The sequence below is a fragment of the Pseudomonas sp. GW823-FHT06B06 genome (assembly GCF_058795195.1).
On sequence record NZ_JBXAHO010000006.1, the window covers coordinates 56387 to 75355 of the forward strand.

At 59.1% G+C, this 18969-nt stretch carries 18 protein-coding genes; 13 read left to right on the top strand and 5 right to left on the bottom strand.

Going from position 1 to position 18969, the window contains the following annotated elements:
- Positions 1–92 precede the first annotated feature (92 nt).
- Positions 93–1307, top strand: coding sequence for an HDOD domain-containing protein (locus AC1Q8Q_RS07195; RefSeq protein ID WP_020795838.1), 1215 nt, complete (start codon positions 93–95; stop codon positions 1305–1307).
- Positions 1308–1423: 116 nt separating this feature from the next.
- Here AC1Q8Q_RS07195 and AC1Q8Q_RS07200 read toward each other — a convergent pair whose 3' ends face one another.
- Positions 1424–2410 carry a GGDEF domain-containing protein gene (locus AC1Q8Q_RS07200; RefSeq protein ID WP_168757060.1) on the bottom strand — a complete coding sequence of 329 codons (987 nt, stop codon included), beginning with the start codon at positions 2408–2410 and terminating at the stop codon, positions 1424–1426.
- Between the two features lie 148 nt (positions 2411–2558).
- Positions 2559–3743: a delta-9 fatty acid desaturase DesA gene (gene desA, locus AC1Q8Q_RS07205; protein WP_033039302.1), complete on the bottom strand. Its 1185-nt coding sequence runs from the start codon at positions 3741–3743 to the stop codon at positions 2559–2561.
- 147 nt (positions 3744–3890) lie between these two features.
- On the opposite strand from desA, the gene dibA reads away from it, so the two are divergent.
- The 6 genes from dibA (at position 3891) to AC1Q8Q_RS07235 (ending at position 10139) form a co-directional block, all read left to right on the top strand.
- A complete protein-coding gene (gene dibA, locus AC1Q8Q_RS07210) occupies positions 3891–5810 on the top strand; it encodes a phosphodiesterase DibA (RefSeq protein ID WP_168757061.1) in 1920 nt (639 codons plus the stop codon).
- 211 nt (positions 5811–6021) lie between these two features.
- Positions 6022–6204: a sulfur starvation response protein OscA gene (gene oscA / locus AC1Q8Q_RS07215; protein ID WP_007975618.1), complete on the top strand. Its 183-nt coding sequence runs from the start codon at positions 6022–6024 to the stop codon at positions 6202–6204.
- 153 nt (positions 6205–6357) lie between these two features.
- Positions 6358–7371 carry a sulfate ABC transporter substrate-binding protein gene (locus AC1Q8Q_RS07220; protein ID WP_168757062.1) on the top strand — a complete coding sequence of 338 codons (1014 nt, stop codon included), beginning with the start codon at positions 6358–6360 and terminating at the stop codon, positions 7369–7371.
- Positions 7372–7440: 69 nt separating this feature from the next.
- Positions 7441–8259, top strand: a complete 819-nt coding sequence (gene cysT / locus AC1Q8Q_RS07225) for a sulfate ABC transporter permease subunit CysT (protein WP_008055402.1) — start codon at positions 7441–7443, stop codon at positions 8257–8259.
- A 13-nt stretch (positions 8260–8272) separates the two neighbouring features.
- Positions 8273–9145 carry a sulfate ABC transporter permease subunit CysW gene (gene cysW, locus AC1Q8Q_RS07230; RefSeq protein WP_008055400.1) on the top strand — a complete coding sequence of 291 codons (873 nt, stop codon included), beginning with the start codon at positions 8273–8275 and terminating at the stop codon, positions 9143–9145.
- Positions 9146–9149: 4 nt separating this feature from the next.
- Positions 9150–10139 carry a sulfate/molybdate ABC transporter ATP-binding protein gene (locus AC1Q8Q_RS07235; protein WP_020795833.1) on the top strand — a complete coding sequence of 330 codons (990 nt, stop codon included), beginning with the start codon at positions 9150–9152 and terminating at the stop codon, positions 10137–10139.
- 104 nt (positions 10140–10243) lie between these two features.
- Here AC1Q8Q_RS07235 and AC1Q8Q_RS07240 read toward each other — a convergent pair whose 3' ends face one another.
- Positions 10244–10765 (bottom strand): Mpo1 family 2-hydroxy fatty acid dioxygenase, encoded by a 522-nt coding sequence (locus AC1Q8Q_RS07240; protein ID WP_083349983.1) that lies wholly within the window; start codon positions 10763–10765, stop codon positions 10244–10246.
- Positions 10766–10849: 84 nt separating this feature from the next.
- Between AC1Q8Q_RS07240 and AC1Q8Q_RS07245 the strand changes: the two genes are divergently transcribed.
- Both AC1Q8Q_RS07245 and AC1Q8Q_RS07250 read left to right on the top strand, forming a co-directional pair.
- Positions 10850–11536, top strand: coding sequence for a Crp/Fnr family transcriptional regulator (locus AC1Q8Q_RS07245; RefSeq protein ID WP_020795831.1), 687 nt, complete (start codon positions 10850–10852; stop codon positions 11534–11536).
- 57 nt (positions 11537–11593) lie between these two features.
- Positions 11594–11959 (top strand): response regulator, encoded by a 366-nt coding sequence (locus tag AC1Q8Q_RS07250; protein ID WP_020795830.1) that lies wholly within the window; start codon positions 11594–11596, stop codon positions 11957–11959.
- Positions 11960–12103: 144 nt separating this feature from the next.
- Here AC1Q8Q_RS07250 and AC1Q8Q_RS07255 read toward each other — a convergent pair whose 3' ends face one another.
- The gene (locus AC1Q8Q_RS07255) at positions 12104–13108 is read right to left on the bottom strand and encodes an AraC family transcriptional regulator (RefSeq protein WP_020795829.1); all 1005 of its coding nucleotides are present in this window, start codon (positions 13106–13108) and stop codon (positions 12104–12106) included.
- A gap of 100 nt (positions 13109–13208) precedes the next feature.
- On the opposite strand from AC1Q8Q_RS07255, the gene AC1Q8Q_RS07260 reads away from it, so the two are divergent.
- From AC1Q8Q_RS07260 to AC1Q8Q_RS07275, 4 genes are all read left to right on the top strand, one after another.
- Entirely contained in the window at positions 13209–14282 is a 1074-nt protein-coding gene (locus tag AC1Q8Q_RS07260) for a fatty acid desaturase (RefSeq protein WP_020795828.1), read from the top strand.
- Between the two features lie 603 nt (positions 14283–14885).
- Positions 14886–15467, top strand: a complete 582-nt coding sequence (locus AC1Q8Q_RS07265) for an alpha/beta hydrolase (protein WP_007972928.1) — start codon at positions 14886–14888, stop codon at positions 15465–15467.
- 56 nt (positions 15468–15523) lie between these two features.
- Positions 15524–16447, top strand: a complete 924-nt coding sequence (locus tag AC1Q8Q_RS07270; protein WP_168757066.1) for a sigma 54-interacting transcriptional regulator — start codon at positions 15524–15526, stop codon at positions 16445–16447.
- 262 nt (positions 16448–16709) lie between these two features.
- Positions 16710–17492, top strand: a complete 783-nt coding sequence (locus AC1Q8Q_RS07275; RefSeq protein WP_007972924.1) for a MetQ/NlpA family ABC transporter substrate-binding protein — start codon at positions 16710–16712, stop codon at positions 17490–17492.
- Positions 17493–17589: 97 nt separating this feature from the next.
- Here the strand turns inward: AC1Q8Q_RS07275 and AC1Q8Q_RS07280 are convergent, their stop codons facing one another.
- Positions 17590–18786, bottom strand: a complete 1197-nt coding sequence (locus AC1Q8Q_RS07280; protein ID WP_492598462.1) for an AAA family ATPase — start codon at positions 18784–18786, stop codon at positions 17590–17592.
- Positions 18787–18969 lie beyond the last annotated feature (183 nt).

The following is an 18969-nucleotide window of genomic DNA, read 5'->3' on the forward strand; positions in this document are numbered from 1 at the left end:
TTTTCATGACCTCTAAACCGCAAAACCGCGTATTAGCGCTGTAACCGATGACCGGCTTTGGCTAAGGTTCACGCATTGCCAGGGAGAGCTGTATGACAGTTGTCATTTTACCCGCGATTCCGAGAGTATTGATTGCCGAGGCCGACCCGTGGGCCCGCGATCTGCTCAAGGAAGTATTGTTGAACGTTCGCTGCGATGCGCGACTGGATTTATGTGCCGATGGTCAGCAGGCGTTGGAGTTGCTGGCGTCAAACCCATACGACCTGGTCATCGCCGACTGGGAGTTGCCAGGCGTCGATGGTCTGAATGTGTTGCGCAGCGTGCGTCAGCGCAAGCGCAACCCACCGTTGCCCTTCATTCTCATGAGCAGCCGTAACGACAGTGCGAGCGTACGTGAGGCCCTGCCGCTGGCCCCCGCCGCCTACCTGACCAAGCCCCTGAACATGGCAAGCCTGACCCAGCGCCTGCAGGCTTTGCTGCTGAACGCTGGGGAAGAGATATCGTGCGAGGTGCCAGCGCTGGCGCCGGGCATGACGCTGTCCGTGTTTCTTGAGCGCCGTCGCGAACTGGCGGAAGGCGCGCCGCTGATGACTGACGTGCAAGTGGCGGTCAAGCGAAGCCTCAATCCTGATGGTCTGGATTTGGCGGTGCTGGAAGGTGAGATCCGCACCGATCCACAGGTCACCGCCGTGCTGATTGCCGCCGCCAACAGCGCCGCCCAGCACCATGGCACCGCCGTGCAGACGCTGTCCCAGGCATTGCACCGATTGGGCACCGGACAGAGCATGAACCTGATCCTGGGCCTGACACTCAAGCGCAGTGCGCGGCTCAGCGATCCGCAGCTGGCGGACTATGCCGAGCGTTACTGGGATTTGTCGCTACACACGGCCGAGTACGCGCGAACGTTGGCGCGCTTGCTGGATCTGGATCAGGCCCGTTGTTACTGCGCCGGCATGCTGCATCGCCTGGGCGACCTGGCGTTGCTGCGTTGTCTGCAGGAATGGAAACAGGCCGGTGGCGAACTGGACGAGCAGGAGCAAGTGGGCGAGGCGTTGGCCGAGTTCGGTGCCGCCTATGGTTCGGCGTTGCGCACCCGCTGGCGTTTGCCACTGGAGCTGCGGCAGCTGATTGCGGCGGCTTACCAGCTTGGTGGCGGGGTTTACTCCCGTGAGGCGCTGGTGATGAATATGGCGGCGCAACTGGCGCGCCTGAACGAGCATGAGGGCATTGAGGTGTTGGCCAATAGTCGAGCGGCGCGATTACTGAAGATCGGCTTGCCGGAGTTGGTGCGGATCCGCAAGAAATAAGGCTGTCGCAGATCCCTGTAGGAGCTGGCTTGCCAGCGATGGCGGTGTATCTGACCCACCGAGTCGTCTGGATTCGCCAGCAAGCCGGCTCCTACAGGAGTTATGTGTTGGACGGGTCAGGCCGTGATGATCCGGTTCTTGCCCTGGCGCTTGGCCTCGTACATCGCCGCATCCGCGCGGGCAAACAGGCTTTCCACGCTTTCATCCTCGGCAGTAAGGCTGGTCAGCCCCTGGCTGACGGTGATACCGAAAGTCTGGCCGTCGTGGTTGAAGGTCAAGGCCTGAATTTCCCGTTGCACGCGCTCGGCTACTTGCAGGGCCATGTCCGGCGTGCAGCCGGGGAAGACGGCGGCAAATTCCTCGCCACCAATGCGTCCGAACAGGTCACCGCGACGCAATGCGGCTCGGCCACAGTCGGCGATACGTTGCAGCACGTTATCGCCCTCCTGGTGGCCGTAGGTGTCGTTGATGGCCTTGAAATCATCGATATCCAGCATGAGAAACGATAGCGGCGTGCCCTGTTGTCGCGCCTGTTCGAATTCGTGCTCAGCGCCTTCGAAGAAATGCCGGCGGTTGCTGCTGCTGGTCAGGGCGTCGGTGGTCGCCAGTCGTTGCAGTTCGGACTCCAGTTGCTTTTTGTCGGTGATGTCTTCGGCGATGCCGACAATGATCACCGGCTGCCCAGGCTCGGCCTGCCGGTTGATGAAGCACTTGTCGCTGAGCCAGCGCAGTTGGCCGTCAGCGGTGATGATTCGGTACTCGCGGTCTTCAACGGCACCTTTGACCAGCACGTCTGCCAGGCTGCGCTCGGCGTACTCCAGATCGTCAGGGTAAATGCTGTCGCGCCACTGGTTGTAGTCGGCCAGCAGCAGGTCGGCGCTGCGGCCGAAAATCCGTTCATAGGCGGGGCTGACATACAGCACCTGGCGGGTTTCCCAATTGAATGCCCACAGCACCGCGTTGACGCTCACCAGCAAGGTGCTCAGCAGCTGTTCACGTTCGCTCAGGCGCGCCACCTCGCCTTGGGCGTGCATCAGCGCCATAAGGGTTTGCGCGGCCTCGGGCCATTGCGCAAGGGATGAGTCTTGTTGGTTATTGACCATCGTCACAAATCTCAAGGGGCGTGCACCGCTCAAGGTTCTAGGCGACCACAGCGAAGCCCGCCTGGATGGCGAAGTGTCTTTGAGATAAGGGATTTGCAGCGAAGTTCCGAAGGGTGCGCCCCGGCAATGGGCGCACCGATCAACGGCGTCAGGCAGCGCTTGGGCGCAGGGAGTAGGTTTTCAACTGATCGGCGAAGTCACGCAGCGATTGAATCCCGCTGGCTTCGGCTTCGTGTACCCAGTCCTTGATGGCAGCCAGCATGTCGTGACCATTTGAGCTGGTCTTGACCCAGATCTGCTGCAAGGCCAGGCGTTTCTCGTAGATTACCTTCAGCGCCTGGCTGTGTTCGAGCATGTTCTGGATGCGTACGTGGTGCTTGTCGTCGAGCAAGCTGGTTTCCCGCGAGAGCAGACGCTTGGCGCGGTGGAACTGGTGGCGGACCGAGTGATCGACCTTTTCCAGCTCTTGCTTGACCAGCGGCCCGATCACCAGCTTGCGGTACTGGGCCATGATCTGGAAGCGGTTGTTGAGGATCGCCATGGCGGTGTCCATGTCCAGGTTGCCCTTGCCTTCGACGCGGTGGGCAATGGGCGCGACCCGCTGGACCTTGGCCAGGCGCAGGAAGCTGAACACTTGAATCCAGGCCCAACCCAGATCGAACTCCCACTTCTTCACCGACAGTTTTGCCGAGTTAGGGTAGGTGTGATGGTTGTTATGCAGTTCTTCACCACCGATGAGAATGCCCCAAGGCACCAGGTTGGTCGCCGCATCGCGGCACTCGAAGTTGCGGTAACCAACGGCATGGCCAAGGCCATTGACCACGCCGGCGGCCCACACCGGGATCCACATCATCTGGACGGCCCAGATGGTGATGCCGATGGTGCCGAACAGCAGCAGGTCGATAACGGCCATGATCGCCACGCCCAACAGTGGGAAACGGGTGTAGACGTTACGTTCGATCCAGTCATCGGGGCAGTTCTTGCCATAGATGCGCAAGGTCTCGGGGTTTTCCGCTTCGGCGCGATACAGTTCGGCGCCTTTGCGCAGAACGGTGGAGAGGCCCTTGATCACCGGGCTGTGCGGGTCATCGACGGTTTCGCACTTGGCGTGATGCTTGCGATGGATAGCGGTCCACTCGCGGGTGTTCTGCGCCGTGGTCAACCACAGCCAGAAACGGAAGAAATGTTTCAGGCCAGCATTCAACTCAAGCGAGCGATGGGCCGAGTAGCGGTGCAGATAGACCGTGACGCCGATGATTGTGACATGGGTCATCAGCAGGGTGACTGCCACCAGTGACCAGGGCGACAAGCCGAGAAAACCTTCGTACCACATAGGCTATAGGGCCCTCGAAAAAGAAAAAAACAGCCGATGCATTATCACTAAGCGGACAGATAAAACCAGTCGCCCTTTCAGATATGAGTGGCAGGATGTGTCTTTAATCTATAATCCCGACTTTTCCGTAGGGACATGGACAGCCTTATGTCTGCCAGCTATCGCGATGCCGTGCGTGCAGCACTGCTCTACCTGCTGATTTCGGTGATCTGGATGCAGCTCAGTGGCTATTTATTGAGCAGCTTATTCGATAACTCGGCCGAGCGTCTTCGCTGGCAACTGATCAACGGTCACGTTTGGGTGGTGTTGAGCGCAGGCGTGATCTTCCTCGCCCGGTCGCGGCTGATGCGTTGCCTGGGCGGCGGCGCGACATGGCAGGGACGAAGCGAAGACCGCGAGCGCCTGCGCCAGGCGGCCGCCGTGTTCGATTGCACCCGAGAAGGCGTGTTGGTCACCGATCATCAAGGGCTGATCGTGCATGTGAACCGCGCCTTTATGGCTATCACCGGCTATCAGCGTGAAGAAGTGCTGGGGCGCCAGCCCAGTCTGTTCAAGTCGGGGCATCATCCCCCCGCGTTCTATCAGGCGATGTTCGCCACGCTCAACAGCGTCGGAGAATGGAGCGGGGAAATCTGGAACCGCCGCAAAAGCGGCGAAATCTATCCGCAATGGCAGACCATCCGCCTCATTCACGATGATCATGGGCGCTGCAGTCATTTCGTGGCGGTGTTTTCCGATATCAGCGCGATCAAGGACTCGGAACATGAGTTGAGGCACCTGGCTCATCACGATCCGCTCACCGGCCTGCCCAATCGCCTGCTGTTCACCGACCGCGCCACGCAAGCCCTGGCATCGGCGCAAATCCACAAACGTGGCTGTGCATTGCTGATGATCGACCTGGATCACTTCGTGATGATCAACGATAGCCTTGGGCACACGATGGGTGACCAATTGCTCAAGGCGGTGGCCAATCGCTTGAGTGCCATGTTCGACCCTGGAATCACGTTGGCGCGCCTGGGTGGCGATGAGTTCGCCGTGCTGGCCGAAAGCTGCCCGCAACTGATGCAGGCGGCAGCGCTGGCCGAGCGGATCATCGAGGGTCTCAAGGAGCCATTCGACATTCACGGGCATCGATTGTTCATCAACGTCAGCATCGGTATCAGCCTCTTCCCCAGCGACGCCTTGAGTGCCGAACAGTTGTTGCGCAATGCCGACTCGGCGCTGTTCAAGGCCAAGAGTGGCGGGCGAGATGGCTATGCCCTGTACACCGAAGAGTTGACCGCCCATGCCCAGCAGCGGGTCGAGACGGCCTCCGAGCTGCGCAGGGCCCTTGAGCAAAATGAACTGCGTGTGTATTACCAGCCTGTTCACGATCTCAAGACTTGTCGCCTGATCGGCGTCGAGGCACTGGTGCGCTGGGAGCATCCACAACGCGGCCTGGTGTCGCCTGCGCAATTCATTCCGATTGCCGAGCGCACCGGCCTGATCGCCCGGATCGACGCCTGGGTGATGCGCCAGGCTTGTGAGCAGATGTGCCAGTGGCTGCGGGCGGGCGTGGCGTTGTCGTTTGTCGCGGTGAATGTTTCATCGCGTCTGTTCGCCGGCCGTGAGTTGTACCAACAGGTTGCGCAGGTACTGCGCGAAACCGGCCTGGACCCGGCCTGCCTGGAGTTGGAAGTCACCGAGAGTGCGGTGATGGAAGATCCAGAAGTTGCGCTTGAGCAAATGCACCGCCTACGGGAATTGGGTGTGCAACTGGCCATCGATGATTTCGGCACCGGTTATTCGTCGCTGCTGCGGCTCAAGCGCCTGCCGGTGCAGAAACTCAAGATCGATCAGGGCTTTGTCGCCGGTTTGCCATGCGATGAAGATGACGCGGCCATTGTGCGGGTCATCATCGCCCTGGCGCAGAGCATGGGCATGCAGGTGCAAGCCGAAGGCATCGAGCAGGTCGAACAAGCGGCGTTCCTGTTGGAACACGGCAGTCATCTGGGGCAGGGGTACTGGTTTGGGCGGCCAGTGCCGGCCGGGCAATTGGATTGGACTCGAATCCCAGTCATTCGTTGATCGTTAAAGATCGTCCGATCGCGGCCCGAGCCTTCGGACGATCTTTTGATCTTCAGCGCTGCAAACCGTTGTCCCGTCGAATAATCTCTTCTGGTTATATAAACATTCTTAAATAGTCTTTTTAAGAATATCAGCGCCTCTCTACTATTGGTCTCACGCCGTAAGCAGTGCCGCCACTGCCAGGCAACCTCTCAGTCGAAGGAGCAGCACCATGAGCGCATCTCTACGTAGCGTTGACGGCCAGGACGAAGCAACCATCCTGCGCGAAATCCAGAGCGCCCTGCGCGACCTGCGGTTTGGTGCGGTGGAAATCACCGTGCACAACGCCCAGGTGGTCCAGATCGAACGCAAGGAAAAATTCCGCTTGCAGCAACCGGGCAATAAACCGGGCTGAAGCGAAAGATCAAAAGATCGCAGCCTGCGGCAGCTCCTACAGGGGCACGCAATTCCCTGTAGGAGCTGCCGAAGGCTGCGATCTTTGAGCAGGCAACCCGATTCCAGATCATAAGAAAAGCCAACACATTTAAGAATTCCAGGAGCTTTCACCATGTCGTCGATTCGCCATTTCGCCTTGGCCGCCCTGGCCAGCGCCTTGTTTGCCGGTTCCGCCGTTGCCAAGGATTACGAACTGCTTAACGTGTCATACGACCCGACCCGTGAGCTGTACCAGGATTACAACGCTGAATTCGTCAGCTTCTGGAAGAAAAGTAATCCCGGTGACAGCGTTAAAATCCAGCAGTCTCACGGTGGCTCGGGCAAGCAGGGCCGGGCGGTGATCGACGGCCTGCGCGCTGATGTGGTGACCTTGGCCCTGGCCGGTGACATCGACGAAATCGCCAAGCTCGGCAAGACCCTGCCGGTTGACTGGCAGAAGCGTCTGCCGGAAGCCAGCACGCCGTACACTTCGACCATCGTGTTCCTGGTGCGCAAGGGCAACCCTAAAGGCATCAAGGACTGGGGCGACCTGGTCAAGAACGACGTCTCGGTGATCACCCCGAACCCGAAAACCTCCGGTGGAGCACGCTGGAACTTCCTCGCTGCCTGGGCCTATGGCCTGAAAGCCAACGGCGGTGACGAAGCCAAGGCCAAGGAATATGTGCAAACCCTGTTCAAACACGTGCCGGTGCTGGACACCGGTGCTCGCGGTTCGACCATTACCTTCGTCAACAACGGTCAGGGTGACGTGTTGCTGGCCTGGGAAAACGAAGCCTTCCTGGCCTTGAAAGAAGATGGCGGCGCCGACAAGTTCGAGATCGTCGTGCCTTCGCTATCGATCCTTGCCGAGCCGCCAGTGGCCGTGATCGACAAGAACGCCGAGAAAAAGGGCAACGAGCAGATCGCCGAAGCCTACCTCAAGCATCTGTACAGCCCTGCCGGCCAGGAAATTGCCGCGAAAAACTTCTATCGTCCACGTGACAAGGATGTGGCCGCCAAATACGTCCAGCAGTTCCCGAAACTGGACCTGGTGACCATCGACAAAGACTTCGGCGGCTGGAAAACCGCGCAGCCGAAATTCTTCAACGACGGCGGCGTATTCGACCAGATTTACCAGGCGCAGTAATCTTAAATAGCCATCAAGGAGCCTCGAATCGCGATTCGAGGCTTTGTGCATTCTCAACCAAGGACTCTTATGTCGCGTCGTATCTCCCCCGTCATACCCGGCTTCGGGCTGACGCTGGGCTACACCTTGGTGTACCTCAGCCTGATTGTGCTCATACCACTGGCGGCGATGTTCGTGCACGCCGCTCAACTCACCTGGGATCAGTTCTGGGCAATTATCTCGGCGCCACGGGTATTGGCGGCGTTGAAACTGAGTTTCGGCACCGCCCTTTATGCCGCCATCATCAACGGCATCATTGGCACACTGCTGGCCTGGGTGCTGGTGCGCTATACCTTCCCTGGGCGCAAAGTCATCGATGCAATGATCGACTTGCCTTTCGCATTGCCTACCGCCGTGGCCGGTATTGCACTGACCGCGCTGTACACCCCCACCGGTCTGGTAGGTCAATTTGCAGCGGATCTGGGTTTCAAGATTGCCTACACCCCCCTGGGCATCACCCTGGCCCTCACTTTTGTGACACTTCCATTCGTAGTACGTACGGTACAGCCGGTGTTGGCCGATATTCCCCGCGAAGTGGAAGAAGCGGCGGCGTGCCTGGGTGCCAAACCCTGGCAGGTTGCCCGTCATATCCTGCTGCCCGCATTGCTGCCGGCCTGGCTAACCGGTTTCGCCTTGGCCTTTGCCCGTGGGGTTGGCGAGTACGGTTCGGTGATTTTCATCGCCGGCAACATGCCGATGAAAACCGAGATCCTGCCGCTGCTGATCATGGTCAAGCTCGACCAATACGATTACACCGGCGCTACCTCCATTGGTGTACTGATGTTGGTGGTTTCCTTCATTCTGTTGCTGCTGATCAACTTGCTGCAGCGGCGTATCGAAACCCCATAAGGAGGCGCGAACAATGTCCCAATCGTCTATTGCTGCCGCCTCTTCGGCCAACGCTGCCCGCCGTGGCAGTGCAACGTCGCGGCGAATCCTGATCGGCCTTGGCTGGCTGATTTTTGCGCTGTTCCTGTTACTGCCGCTGTTTATCGTGGTGTCCCAGGGTTTGAAAAATGGCCTGGGTGCGTTCTTCACCGCGATCTTCGAACCCGACGCACTGTCGGCGCTGAAACTCACGGTGATTGCCGTATTGATATCGGTGCCGTTGAACCTGGTGTTCGGCGTCAGCGCCGCATGGTGCGTGAGCAAGTACTCGTTCCGCGGCAAAAGCATGCTGGTGACCCTGATCGACCTGCCATTCTCGGTATCGCCCGTTATCGCCGGTCTGGTCTATGTGCTGATGTTCGGCGCCCAGGGGCTATTCGGCCCGTGGCTGCAGGATCACGACATCCAGATCGTCTTCGCCTTGCCGGGCATCGTGCTGGCGACGATTTTCGTCACAGTGCCGTTCGTGGCCCGTGAGCTGATCCCGCTGATGCAGGAACAAGGCACTCAGGAAGAGGAGGCCGCGCGTTTGCTCGGGGCCAATGGCTGGCAGATGTTCTGGCACGTCACCGTGCCCAACATCAAATGGGGCCTGATCTACGGCGTGGTGCTCTGTACCGCGCGGGCCATGGGTGAATTCGGTGCGGTGTCGGTGGTTTCCGGGCACATTCGCGGGGTGACCAACACCTTGCCGCTGCACGTCGAGATCCTCTACAACGAATACAACCACGTGGCCGCGTTCGCCGTGGCGAGCCTGTTGCTGATCCTGGCGCTCTTCATCCTGCTGCTCAAGCAGTGGAGCGAAAACCGTATTAACCGCCTGCGCGCCAGCGCCGCGGAGGAATGATTTCATGTCGATCGAAGTGCGTAATGTCAGCAAGAATTTCAATGCGTTCAAGGCGCTGAATGACATCAGCCTGGACATCCAGAGCGGTGAGCTGGTGGCGTTGCTTGGCCCGTCCGGCTGCGGCAAGACCACGTTGCTGCGGATCATCGCCGGCCTGGAAACCCCGGACCAGGGCAATATCGTGTTCCACGGCGAAGACGTCTCCGGCCACGACGTGCGTGATCGCAACGTCGGTTTCGTGTTCCAGCACTACGCCTTGTTCCGCCACATGACGGTGTTCGACAACGTCGCGTTTGGCCTGCGCATGAAGCCGAAAAACCAGCGCCCGAGCGAAAGCCAGATCGCAACCAAGGTTCACGAACTGCTGAACATGGTGCAGTTGGATTGGTTGGCTGATCGCTACCCGGAACAACTCTCCGGTGGTCAGCGTCAGCGTATCGCCCTGGCCCGCGCCTTGGCGGTGGAGCCGAAAGTGCTGCTGCTCGACGAACCCTTCGGCGCTCTCGACGCCAAGGTCCGCAAGGAGCTGCGGCGTTGGTTGGCGCGCCTGCATGAAGACATCAACCTGACGTCCGTTTTCGTGACCCACGACCAGGAAGAGGCGATGGAAGTCGCTGATCGCATCGTAGTGATGAACAAGGGCGTGATCGAACAGATCGGCTCGCCGGGTGATGTCTACGAAAATCCGGCCAGCGATTTCGTCTATCACTTCCTCGGCGATTCGAACCGCCTGCATCTGGGAGAAGACAATCACGTGCTGTTCCGTCCGCACGAAGTGTCGCTGTCGCGGCATGAACTGGAAGATCACCATGCGGCCGAAGTGCGGGATATCCGTCCGCTGGGCGCGACCACTCGCGTGACGCTGAAGGTCGAAGGGCAGAGTGATTTGATCGAGGCCGAAGTGGTGAAGGATCACGACAGCCTGATCGGCCTGGCGAAGGGCGAGACGCTGTTCTTCAAGCCGAAGGTCTGGCAGAAAGTCGCCAACCTCTAAAAGCTTCGCGAGCAGGCTCGCTCCCACATTTTGATCATCAGTGAACACAAAATCTGTGAACAACCGAGATCCACTGTGGGAGCGAGCCTGCTCGCGATTGCGATCTAGATAGCAGCACGCTTTGGATTAACCCGCACACCCCCCGCCCGCGCCTCGATCTGCTCTTTGAGTTCATGGCGCATCCCCAGCAAAAACGCCAGTTCAACCACCACAAACAACGGCCCGACAATCAACCCCGTCACATCATCGACAAACGCCGGCTTGCGACCTTCGTAGTGATGCCCGACAAACTGAATCGCCCAGCCAATCACGAACATCCCGATGCCGCTCGCCAGCCAGACCAGCGTGCTTTGCTGCGCGAGTGCCTGGCCGGCCCAAACGCACAGCCCCAGCAACACCGTCATCAGCACGCCGAGGCGCAACTCCAGGCGCAGGTAGAACCACGCCGACGCCAGTGACACCAGCACCGCAGGCGAAAGCCAGCCCCCGGCCCATTGCGGACGGGACAACAAGACCGCCACTGCCACGACGATCAATGGAATGCCGACGAAGTGGGTGGCGATGTTGCGCGGGTCGCGGTGGTAGGCGGCGTATTGACTGAGATGGTCAACGAGGCTTTTTTTCATTGTTATTCCTCCTGTAGGGTGACTGATCATGCCTTGGGGCCATTTCGCGCTCTGTCAGCCAGACGACAATCTCTAGGAGTTTTGATGGATAAGCAGGTCTGGCGTGCGCGCCTGATGCGTGGTCAGTGGTTCAGCCATCTGCCTGTGTCCCTACAGGATAGTCTGCTGGGTGCTGCGCGGGTACGGCACCTGTCAGCGGGTCAGCGCCTGTTCCAGCGTGGCGATCCGCCCTGTGGGCTGTACGCGGTGCTTGAAGGTGCGGTTCGCGTCGGCGCCGTCAACGAGCAGGGCAAGGAGGCATTGCTGGGCCTGGTGGAATCGCCTAACTGGTTCGGCGAGATCTGCCTGTTCGACGGTCAGCCACGTACCCATGATGCGTTCGGCGTGGGGCAGAGCACGCTGCTGCACCTCCCGCAAACCGTGCTGCTCAAGATGCTCGACGAACAGCCAGGGCATTGGCGGCAACTGGCATTGCTGATGAGCCAGAAACTGCGCATGACCTTCATCAATCTCGAACAGTTGAGCCTGTTGCCGGCCCCGGCCCGGCTGGCGCATCGCTTGCTGATGATCGCCGAAGGCTACGGCCAGCTCGACGAACCGCGTCGCGTCCTGCAACTGCCGCAAGAACAGCTTGCTGCCATGTTGTCGCTGTCACGCCAGACCACCAACCAGATCCTCAAGGATCTGCAGGGGCAGGGGATATTGCGTCTCGGGTATGGCGAGATCGAAATCCTCGATGTGCAACGGTTGCGGGCGTTGGTTGTTGTTTAATGGTGGGCTTTATCCGTGAACGCGCTTAGCCTGTCAGAACGACAGTCGAGGTGTGCCATGCGTGTACTGCTAGTAGAAGACAAACCAGGACTCGCCAAACTTCTGGCCAATGGCTTGAGTGAGGCAAGCTTTGTGGTGGATGTAGCGGTCAATGGCATGGACGGCCGGCGCTTTATCGAGAATGGCGAATATGAGCTGATTATCCTCGACGTCATGCTGCCAGGGCTCAACGGTTGGCAGTTGCTGCAACAGATCCGCAAGCTCGGCGAAACCCCTGTGCTGTTCCTCACCACCAAGGACGGCATCGAGGATCGCCTGCGTGGGTTGGAGTTGCACGAGGATGATTACCTGATCAAGCCGTTTGCCGTGAGTGAGCTGGTGGCGCGGGTGCGCAAGTTGTTGCGGCGGGATCGGGGGCGCTGAGTGGTTTCTGTGGTGCCTGTCCGGGCCTCTTCGCGAGCAGGCTCGCTCCCACATTAGACCGGGTCAGTCTGAACAACTCGTTCAACTGTGGGAGCGAGCCCGCTCGCGAAGAGGCCAGACGAGACAACCAACCTCCTGGATCAATCACCGCAACCCATCCCGAAACTGCCCCGGTGTCATCCCCGTCCAGCGCTTGAACGCACGGCTGAAGCTGCTGGTATCGGCAAACCCCAGCAAATAGCTGATCTCACTCAATGAGCATTGCGGATCACGCAGGTGCAGCAACGCCAGGTTTTCGCGGCTTTCGTTGAGCAGCGTATCGAACCGGCAACCCTCATCCGCCAGGTGCCGTTGCAGGCTGCGCAGACTCAGGTGCAGAGCCTTGGCGATGTGTTCGGCGCTGGGTTCGCCTTCCGGCAATTGCTCTTCAATGGCGTCGCGGACCTTGCGTTCCCACGTCAGCGGTTTGAGCTGCGCCAGGGTACGGTTGAGCACGGTTTCGTTGTGTTCGGCCAGTTCCGGGTTGGCATCGTCCAGGTGACTGTCGAAATCAGACAGCGCGAATTCCAGCCGATCCTCGCCGGTGGCGAAATACACTGGCGAGCGAAACACCTTGTGCCATTGGTGCGGGTCCGCCGGTTCAGGGCGACGCAAGTACACCGCCAGCGGTGCATAGTCGCGGCCCAGGCGATTGCGGCAAGTGCGCACATAAATCGCCACGAAGGCGTCGATGGCTTCGAAGGCCGGGGCTGGATTGCCTGGCGGGATTTTCAGATGGAAACAGTAGCGGTCATCGCAGCGGGTCAGCTCCAGTTCCAGGGCGTCGCTGACCACCTGGTGATAGCGCACGATGCGCTCGAAGACTTCGCGCAAGCTGCCGCTGGCCACCAGTGCATAACCTAGCGCGTGGAAGGTCGTGGGGCTGACGAAGCGCGAGACGCGCAGGCCAATCGCCGGGTCGCCGCTGACCTGTACCGCGATTTCCCACAGGCGCGTGGTGCCGGACAACGGATAGCGCGCATTCGGGTCGTCCATCAGTTGCGGGTCGAGCCCGGCCTGCTGGCACAGGGCGGTGCTGTCGAGGCCCAGGGCGTCGAGTTGCTTGCGCAGGGCGCGGGTCCAGCTGGCGAGGGAGGTCGGTTCAGTCATGCTGATTGGCGCTTCCGGTCAACAGGTTGGCGTTCTCGGCTACCGCTCCAGGTGTGTGAAGCGGGCAGGATGCGAACATCAATAACCAGAGGATGGAAGCATGCAAGGTACTTCTGCAAGTCCCCAGCGATTGAATGCAGCTGCGCGATCGGCACATATTCGTGAAGTGGTGCTGGCCAAGGGCGTAGAACTGCGCCAGCGCTACCCGATTCTCAAGCACCAGGACGCCTTGGGCGCGGGCATCCTGGCCTTCGCGCTGGCCGGGATGATCGGCTCGGCGGCGCTCTACATCCAGGGTCACATGGCTTGGTGGGTGTGCATGCTGCTCAATGCTTTTTTTGCGTCCCTGACCCACGAACTCGAGCACGACCTGATTCACAGCATGTACTTTCGCAAACAGCGGGTGCCGCACAACGTGATGATGGGCCTGGTCTGGCTGGCGCGTCCGAGCACGATCAATCCGTGGATTCGTCGTCACCTGCACCTCAATCACCACAAGGTATCCGGCTCCGAAACCGACATGGAAGAGCGTGCCATCACCAACGGCGAGCCTTGGGGTTTCGCGCGGTTGTTGATGATTGGCGACAACATCATGTCGTCGTTCATCCGCATGCTGCGGGCCAAGACCTGGGCGATGAAGCTCAGCATCATCCAGCGCACCCTGAAGGTCTATGCACCGCTGGCGCTAATACATTGGGGCGCGTGGTATGTGTTTCTCGGTTTCCACACCGCGAATGGCATCGCCTACCTGATGGGCACGCCGATCGAGTGGTCGGCGACCACGGTGTCGGTGATGAGCGTGATTGATATCGCCACGGTGGTGATCATCGGCCCGAATGTGCTGCGCACCTTTTGCCTGCACTTCATCAGTTCGAACATGCACTACTACGGTGACATCGAGCCAGGTAACGTCATGCAGCAGTGCCAGGTGTTGAATGCCTGGTGGCTATGGCCGTTGCAGGCGTTCTGCTTCAACTTCGGCAGCAGCCACGGGATTCATCACTTTGTGGTGAAGGAACCGTTCTACATCCGCCAGATGACCGTGCCGGTGGCGCATAAAGTGATGCGTGAGATGGGGGTGCGGTTCAATGATTTCGGGACGTTTGCGCGGGCGAACCGGTTTGTGCGCAAGGACGAAGCTCAGGGTGAAACCGTAGAGGGCGTGCGCGTCTGATGGCCTCATCGCTGACTTGCCAGCGATAGCGATTTTTCAGACAACCTCAATCCGGCTGAAATGGCGGCTCACTCAATGTCTGGTCTCTGCAGCCCTTACAGAGCAAAGCCGCAGTAAATCACACATTGTTAATATTCTTTTTTGGTCTATCTATAACGTTAAAAATTACTTTAAGAGATAAGCGTCTGGCTTGATGATTAAGCCATCGGGTAGCAATTTGCTCGACCTCGGGCATCCCCATCGACTTCAAGATTCATTAAACCGACACCTATTTAGCGCGAAACGTTTATAGGAGGAATTCACCATGACGTTATTGATCAAGTTGTCGGTGATCACTGCGCGCTGACAATTTTTCAAGTTTCCTGGGGCCGTCTCCTTGGCAGGGTGCGGCCCCTTTTTTTACCTGTAGGAGCTGGCTTCCCAGCGTAAGCGGTTTGTCAGGCGGTAGCTCTTTGACTGGAAGGACGCCTTCGCTGGCAAGCCAGCTCCCACAATTCTTATATTCGATTCAGGACTTAATAAATAGCTTCTTATTCCTTAACGAATATAAATCCCATCCCTATACTCGATCAGGAACAGACACGCAGCAGGAGAGCTTGCCCCATGCGCAACGAATCAATTCGCTACCTGATTGTGCCGGGCTGGCAAGGATCGCCAGAAGATCATTGGCAAAGCCACTGGCAAAACAGTTTGCCGAACAGCGCACGGGTGGAGCAGGCGGACTGGCTGACGCCGCGTCGTGAAGACTGGGTGGCGGCGCTGGCCGAGGCGATTGCAGCCGACAGCACTCCCGTCATCCTGATCGCCCACAGCCTTGGCTGCATCACCGTCGCGCACTGGGCGGCTACGGCGCCAGTGCAGTTTCTGCGTCAGGTACGTGGTGCCTTGCTGGTCGCGCCAGCGGACGTCGAACGCCCGGCTTGCGCGCCGGCGCTGCGCAATTTTGCACCGATTCCAACCGATCTTTTGCCGTTTCCCAGCCAGGTTGTCAGCTCTGACAACGACAGCGCCGTCAGCGCGCCGCGGGCTCTGGAGCTGGCGCGTAACTGGGGCGCGGAGGCGGGGATCCTGGCGGGTGCCGGGCACATCAATGTGAAGTCGGGTCATCAGCGTTGGGAGCAGGGTTTTGCCTATCTCTATCGTCTGCAAAACCGCATGGAACACCACGCCCTGCGCCGCGCCTGAACCTTTTGTTTTTTTCAACGCCCCCGTCCCCTGGCGGTTTTGGGCGGGAGTCTGCCATGAGCTTTGAAACCTTTGGTCAGCCACTGCTGACCTTTCCCGATGCTGAAAAAAGTCCCCTGAGCATCCGCGCCAAGGCGCTGGTATTCGTCGACCCGCGCTCGCGGCAATTACGCCAGGAGCTGGAACAGCTGGCACCGCGCTCGATCTCGGTACTGATTCGTGGTGAAACCGGCAGCGGCAAGGAACTGCTGGCCCGGCACATCCACCGCGCCAGTGATCGCGGCGGTTTGTTCGTCTCGGTCAATTGCGGAGCAATCAGCCCAACCTATGCCGACGCCGAATTGTTCGGCTATGCCGCCGGCAGCTACAGCGGTTCTGCCAGCAGCCGCGCCGGTTGGTTCGGTTCGGCCAACGGTGGCACGTTGTACCTGGATGAAATCGGCGACCTGCCGCTGCCGATACAAATCAAATTGCTCGCCGCCCTGGAAAACCACGAAGTGACCCGCGTCGGTGCGCATCAACCGAGCCCGGTGGACGTGCGCCTGGTCGCCGCTACCAGTATCGACCTGGCCCAGGCTGTCGCCGCCGGGAAATTCCACGAGCGGCTCTACCATTACCTCAGCGAAGGTCAACTCGAACTACCAGCACTGCGCGAACGTGTGGGCGACATCCTGTCGTTGGCCGAATACTTCCTCGGCATCTACAGCCAGCGCCTGGACCTGCCAGTGCCGTTGATCAGCGAGGCCGCGCAAGCGGTGCTGGAGCGACATAGCTGGCCGGGCAATACCCGTGAGCTGGAAAACGTCATTCACTTTGCGCTGTTGGTGAGTACCGGCGACGAGATTTTGCCGGAGCATTTGAATTTGCCTGATGAAGGGCTGAAGCAGATCGAACAGCAGCTCAAGCGGATACTCGGAAGCGGCTCCACCACTGAGAAAGAAGCCTTGAGACGCCTTCTACAAAACGCCGGCCTCCTGTAGGAGCTGCCGCAGGCTGCGATCTTTTGATTTTCAGCTGCCTTGAGGTCACAAAGGAGCAAAATCAAAAGATCGCAGCCTGCGGCAGCTCCTACATGGGTTGTGGCGATGTATGAACAAAATGGAATATGAAAGTGAATAAAAGATATTGTTCGGGAATAAAAAATCCCGGTATTGTCCGCGTCACGCCAGCGATAGCACTTCACTGGCACCTAAATATCTAGCCGTCGCCACAAGCGACCGTGATTTTCGATAAGGACACTGCATGAAAAAGGTTCTGTTGTTCACCGCACTGGCGGCTGCCCTGACTGCGGGCCTGGCACAGGCTGGCGAGAAACTGGTGGTTGCGGCGACCCCGGTTCCACACGCCGAGATTCTCGAACTGATAAAGCCAACCCTCGCCAAAGAAGGCGTGGACCTGGAAATCAAGGTTTTCACCGACTACGTTCAGCCAAACGTGCAGGTCGACCAGAAGCGTCTGGACGCCAACTACTTCCAGACCCTGCCGTACCTGAAGAGCTTCAACGAAGGCAAAGGCACTCACCTGGAAACCGTGATCGGCGTTCACGTCGAACCGTTCGGTGGCTACTCGAAGAAAGTCAAAACCCTGGCCGAGCTGAAAGACGGCGCGACCATTGCCATCCCTAACGAAGGCAGCAACAGCGGCCGTGCCCTGATCCTGTTGCAGAAGGCTGGCCTGATCGAGTTGAAAGACCCGAAGAACGCCCTGGCCACCCCGAAAGACATCGCCAAGAACCCGCACAACTTCAAGTTCAAGGAGCTTGAGTCCGCCATGCTGCCGCGTGTGCTGGACCAGGTTGACCTGGACATGATCAACACCAACTACGCGCTGGAAGCGGGCCTGAACCCGGCCAAGGATGCACTGGTGATCGAAGGTGCCGATTCGCCTTACGTCAACTTCCTGGTTGCTCGTCCTGATAACAAGGACAGCGTCGCCATCCAGAAACTGGCCAAGGCCCTGACCAGCCCGGAAGTGAAAGCTTTCATCGAGAAGAAGTACAGCGGCGCGGTTTTGCCAGCGTTCTGATTCACGAGGTAAACCCGTTCCAGGTTGCCAACGCCGACAGCTGAGACAGCGTCGGCGTGATCGTTCCCACGCAGAGCGTGGGAACGATCCATGTGCCTCAATCCGGCCAATACCACGCCGGCTCATCCAGCATCCGCTGCCCGACAATCCCGGTTTGCCCGAGGTTTTTCTCCAGCACGATGCAATTGCACTGCGGGTCCTCTTGCAGTGCCGAAATCAGGCGTCGCGCATGGGACACCACCCACACCTGGCATTGCTCCGACGCCCGGATAATCAGCCTCGCCAGCGCTGGCAGCAGATCCGGATGCAGACTGGTTTCCGGTTCGTTCAGCACCATCAATGTCGGCGGCCGGGGCGTCAGCAGTGCCGCCACCAATAGCAAGTAACGCAACGTCCCGTCCGACAACTCAGCCGCCGACAACGGCCGCAGCAAACCTTCCTGATAGAACTCGATAGCAAAGCGTCCGCCGGGAAGCGGTTCGATGTGCAGTCGTGCACCGGGAAATGCGTCACTGATCGCGTTGCGCAATGCCTCGGGGTCGCCGATTTCGATAATGGTCTGCAATGCTGCCGCCAGGTCCCGACCGTCGTGGTGCAATACCGGGGTGCGGGTGCCCAGTTGTGGCTGACGCACCAGAGCGTCGGCATCGCTGCGAAAGTGATCGTAGAAGCGCCAGCGGCGGATGAACTCACGGGTCTCCAGGACTTCCGGCGAAGTACGCAGGCTGCCGACCTGATCGAACAGGCTGTCGAAATTCGGCGTGTGTTGCGCCAGCACGTCCCAGCTGCGGTTGGACCGACTGCGAATCAGCGGGCCGTCACGATCTACCAAAACGCTTGCTGGGCGATAGAACGTCCCGGCCCACAGACATTCGCGCTTGATTTGCGGGTCGAGGCTGAAACGTGACGGAATGGGTAAAGGGTTTCCAGGGAGCATGAAATGACCATTCGAATCGGGCAGCCCCAGGCTGATCGAGTATCCGAATTCTTCTCCGGTAAATCCCAATCGCAAACGCTTCACGCCCTGTCGCACCGACGTCTCTACCGGCACTTCGCCATTGCGCATGCGCCGGGTGATGGTTTCCGGGCCGGCCCAGAAGGTCGAATGAAGTCCACCCTCGCGAGCCAACGCATTGACCACGCCACCCTGAGCCGTTTCCGCCAATAGGCGCAGCGCGCGGTAGAGATTGGATTTACCACTGCCGTTGGGGCCAGTAATCAGGTTCAACCGACCCAGCGGAATGACCAGTTTGTTGATCGAGCGGTAATTGGCCACCGCGAGGGTCTTGAGCATGAAGGACGTTCTCTGTAGGCGCTGCCGGAGACTGCGATCTTTTTTGATTCTTATCATTTAAATGCAAAAGATCTCAGCCTTTCGCAGCTCCTGTGTAGGAAATGACGATTATTGCGTGGGCGAAGGTTAATCCCTGTTCTAAGCTCACATGCGAATCGCGCCCGTTAAACGCAAAGGAGTCTG